Consider the following 3,989-nt stretch of genomic DNA (forward strand, 5'->3'; position numbering starts at 1 on the left):
TTGTCAAATTCAGGTCGTCCAACTTTTGTTTTTTTTGTCGAAAATACACTTTTTAATTCACACCACAGCTTATCTGATATAAACTTCATAACAGCCCTTTTTTTTGTTTGTTTCCAAAGGCTATTATAGCCTTTTTAAAAAACGAGAACAAGGAAACTACCAAGATGCTTGATAATTTGTATCTTGATAAATTAAAGATGAGAATTACTGAAAGCGACTATGACAGATTTTACGTATCATTACGTGATAAATTGACCGACTTAAATATTCAATTGAGTAAATTACAAGAAGCTGAAGACAACTACTATATAACGGCAAAATACATACTGGATCTATCAACCCGCGCCTACGACTTGTTCAAAAGTTCTGAAGTTGAAGAAAAACGGCAACTTATCAAGCTGATACTATCGAACCTACGCCTAAGTGGCAAAAACCTAGTATTTAACGCAGCAAAACCCTTTGATTTGATCCTCGATTGTGCGGATCGTCAAGTTTGACGTCCCCATGAAGTTTTAACGAAGTGGGGCTAAACGTCTTTATTTGGGGTCCCCACGAAGTTTTAACGAAGTGGGTTAATTAGTATAAATTCAAGAGGATGACAGAGATATACTTGTTTTAAGGTCAACATTTTCGTATACAATGGCTGCAATTGCATGAGTAAGAGCAATTCCTTCTGTCAGTGAACGTTGAAAAATATTTCGTCCTGTTGCGGTGCCCGCTGCATCACCAACATGAATTTGATCATACAATTGCGCAAGATATTCTTGAGGTTCCATTGCTTCTCCCCCTGAACAAATAATTTTTGTGTTTCCTGCAGCAGCAGAGGCAATTTTAAGAGATTGTGCGCTTGTGAATATGTCAGTCGTTGCAGGAATTTTTACTTTTGCAAAATCTGCACCAAGTGAGAGCGCAACGCCAGTTGCGCCTGCAATAAGACTAGGATTATTTTCTTCGCATATTGCTTTTCCACGAAGATACATCCAAACAATGGCGATAAGTCCTTCACGATGTGCCTGTGTAATAACATGGGCTGCTTGAGCAAGTTGTTCTGATTCATATTCACTGCCAAGATAAACAGTAATTCCGATACCAGCGATCATTATTTTGTTATCATTTTTAAAATTCATTACATCATCAACAGTCCACAATAACAAACTTTTGGGATCTTGTTGTTCGCATGATACAAGATTGGTGCGCCCGTTCAATTTTGCGATGTAGTTAACGTTTGAATATTGTTTTGCATATCGTGCAAGAAGCCCCAAATGTGTTGCCATTGCACCAATATTTCCTTGTGATGCAATACGAAAAAAATGTTCGGGATGTAGTGCTTGTGGGTTAACTGTTGGCCCGTAGCAATCGTTGTTAAGGTGCTCTATTTTGTGATCACACGAAAACAAAAAAAGACGACCTGTGTTGCGAGTAATGGTGCCATAATTTTTTATGAAGGTATCATGTTTTTTTTCTGGGACATCTGCGGGAACAAAAATAGTGTTTTGATTGTACATTATTATCTCCTTTAAAGTATTTTAACCCCATATTACGATTCTCTTCACACGGGGACCCCAATGAAGAGAATCGTAATATGGGATAAAAATGAGGTTATATTATTTTATCATGAATGAGCATACGTTCTGCAACTGATTCAAACAAGGGGACGGCAACTGTTGAGGCATAAATATCTTTTTGCTGCGCTTCTTTAACAAATGTTACAATGACGCGTTGATAGTCATCTTTTTCAACAATTCCTGCGCATGTGTACAGATTTTTTTCTGGATTATATTTACCGTCAATAAGCATGTTTGCCGTTCCTGTTTTACTCATGACGCGATATCCTTTTATTTTTGCTCGGCGTGCAGTCCCGTAGAGAGTTGTTTTTTCTAATATTTCTTTGATTGTGTTACGTGCGGCGTCGGAATAGAGCTTATTACCCTTCGGTACACCCCCGATGGGGGCACTCAGGGCGAGCGGATTAGGGGATTTCTTTTGAGGTAACCCTTCGATACATCCCTCTTTCCCAGTTCCGTTACTCTGCGCCGGGGTCCCTGTGTGAAATGAAATGGAACATGGGGCTGAAGGGCACTCAGGGCGAGCGGAGTGGAGTGAATTAATTTCCACTTCCGCTCGTCCTGAGTGTTTTTGCTTGCAAAGATGTATCGAAGGACTAGTTTGAATCAATGTCGGCGTTACCTTATATCCTGTTGCAATGATGCAAAATGCGCATGCAAGTTGTAACACGGTTGTAGAAACCTCATACCCATAAGAAAGAGAAATAATTGATTGCTTCGACCAATTCTCTGGTCGGTTTAAAGAGCCAGTGTTTTCTCCAGGAAACCTAATGCCTGTTTTGCAACCAAATCCTAATTGTTTGTAATGATCGTATAATTTTGTTTCCAATCGTTTGGCAACAGTTGCGATACCAATGTTGTTTGATAGTGCAATAACATCAGTGAATGGAATAGTTCCATGAGCCTGAACGGTATTAATAATACGTCCATCTATGTGAGTAGTAAGAGTATTTTGGCAATCAATCAGTTCATCAGGCGTTACAACGCCTTCTTCAAGTGCTGCAAGTGCTGCACACACTTTTATCACTGAACCAAGTTCGTGAGCGTCTGTGATGATTTTGTTTCTGAAATGATCAATGCTGCTTTTATGTGAATTATTTGGATCAAAATAAGGGTAGGAGAGCATAGCAATTATTTCACCATTGCTTGGATCCATAATGATTACTGCAGCTTCTTTTGCATTAAATTTGTCGACTGTTTGTTGTACTACTTCTTGAACCAAAAATTGTAGATCAGCATCAATAGTCAATTGTAGCGGAAGGCTCACATCACCTTGTATTGCTGTTTCTTTTTTAAAATAATAATAACCAGACCGTGCATCTTTTTCCAGATAGCACGTTGTTGGTTTTCCTGCGAGAGTGTGGTTATATAACAGTTCAATGCCAAGCAGTCCTTTGTTATCTATGTCTGTTAAACCAATTATGGGACTTGCTGATGGGAGAGGATAGTAGCGTCCTGGTTCGGAAAGAAGAAAGATGTCAGGATTTTTTTCTGCTTTGATTATTTCAATTTCTTCTGGTGATAATCTACGTTTTATGAACATAAAATGTTTATCTTTATTGTGTTCAAGGCGTTCAATTGCTTGCGGGAAATGTTTTTTCAAAAATTGTACGGTGAGTTTTTTATCTGTTAGTTGTGTTGGTAGAATGAATGCAGCGATATAATCTTTGTTCATTGCAAGATAGTTGCGACCAGTTCTATCAAAAATCGGTCCACGAGCGGGGATTTGAGTAATGGTTACATGATATTGTTGTTCAGCAAGTTTTTTATAGAAATCATGATGTTTAATTTGAATAACATATAAATTAATTCCAACAATCGCATAGAGCGTGACGAAGAGAAAAAAAACAATTGTTGAGCGGAGTCTAAAGCTATGTATCATGATGCAACTTTTTTACTTGATTGAGCGCATAAGGACGCATATTAAGCTTATTTTGAGCATATTTTTTAATGTTCTCGCGATCTTTGAGTGCATACAATTCTTGAGTAAGAATTTGTTTTTTTTCGGTGAGCATAGCCATTTTTTTTTCACATTGTTGATGGTTGTAACTATTTTTTATAAACAGTGTATGTTTATGCACTTGTAAAAAAATAAGTACAATGTGAGCGGAGATGAAAATGGTGATAAAAGAATTTTTTTTCATGACATTCCCTTGTTATGTCTGAGTTCAGCTTACTCAGAGCGGAGTTCAAGAAGCAATTCTTTAGAAAAATAAAAGCGCCAAGCATTGTTCGTAACTTAATGCTTGGCGCTTTTTTAGAAATATATTTCGCGTTTTTTATTAATTAACGCGAATTCGACATAAGGATTTACAAAATCAATAGCATAGATAACATTTTCTAAAATGAGATCAATCAAAAAAGGAAATGAAAGCTATGCTATTGATTACAATTTTCTATGAAATAGATGAATTTTGCAAACAA

4 protein-coding genes are annotated in these 3,989 nt (G+C 37.2%); 1 reads left to right on the forward strand and 3 read right to left on the reverse strand.

What is annotated here, in order from left to right; translation table 11 throughout:
• The first annotated feature begins 164 nt into the window (after positions 1–164).
• Positions 165–497 carry a hypothetical protein gene (locus tag VJJ26_03370; protein ID HLC07203.1) on the forward strand — a complete coding sequence of 111 codons (333 nt, stop codon included), beginning with the start codon at positions 165–167 and terminating at the stop codon, positions 495–497.
• A 90-nt stretch (positions 498–587) separates the two neighbouring features.
• Here VJJ26_03370 and VJJ26_03375 read toward each other — a convergent pair whose 3' ends face one another.
• The 3 genes from VJJ26_03375 to VJJ26_03385 all read right to left on the reverse strand — a co-directional run bounded on the left by VJJ26_03375 (position 588) and on the right by VJJ26_03385 (position 3,709).
• Positions 588–1,505 carry a hypothetical protein gene (locus VJJ26_03375; protein HLC07204.1) on the reverse strand — a complete coding sequence of 306 codons (918 nt, stop codon included), beginning with the start codon at positions 1,503–1,505 and terminating at the stop codon, positions 588–590.
• Positions 1,506–1,599: 94 nt separating this feature from the next.
• Complete coding sequence (locus VJJ26_03380) at positions 1,600–3,447, reverse strand: penicillin-binding protein 2 (protein HLC07205.1); 1,848 nt, start codon at positions 3,445–3,447, stop codon at positions 1,600–1,602.
• The gene (locus tag VJJ26_03385; protein HLC07206.1) at positions 3,437–3,709 is read right to left on the reverse strand and encodes a hypothetical protein; all 273 of its coding nucleotides are present in this window, start codon (positions 3,707–3,709) and stop codon (positions 3,437–3,439) included. The genes VJJ26_03380 and VJJ26_03385 overlap by 11 nt, the downstream gene beginning before the upstream one ends.
• Positions 3,710–3,989: the final 280 nt, after the last annotated feature.

Source organism: Candidatus Babeliales bacterium (genome assembly GCA_035288105.1).
Lineage (GTDB): Bacteria > Babelota > Babeliae > Babelales > Vermiphilaceae > SOIL31.

Bases quoted from the DNA above. Each gene is read 5' to 3' on its own strand.
- VJJ26_03370 (HLC07203.1), top strand. From the start codon at position 165: ATGCTTGATAATTTGTATCTTGATAAATTAAAGATGAGAATTACTGAA.
- VJJ26_03375 (HLC07204.1), bottom strand. From the start codon at position 1,505: ATGTACAATCAAAACACTATTTTTGTTCCCGCAGATGTCCCAGAAAAA.
- VJJ26_03380 (HLC07205.1), bottom strand. From the start codon at position 3,447: ATGATACATAGCTTTAGACTCCGCTCAACAATTGTTTTTTTTCTCTTC.
- VJJ26_03385 (HLC07206.1), bottom strand. From the start codon at position 3,709: ATGAAAAAAAATTCTTTTATCACCATTTTCATCTCCGCTCACATTGTA.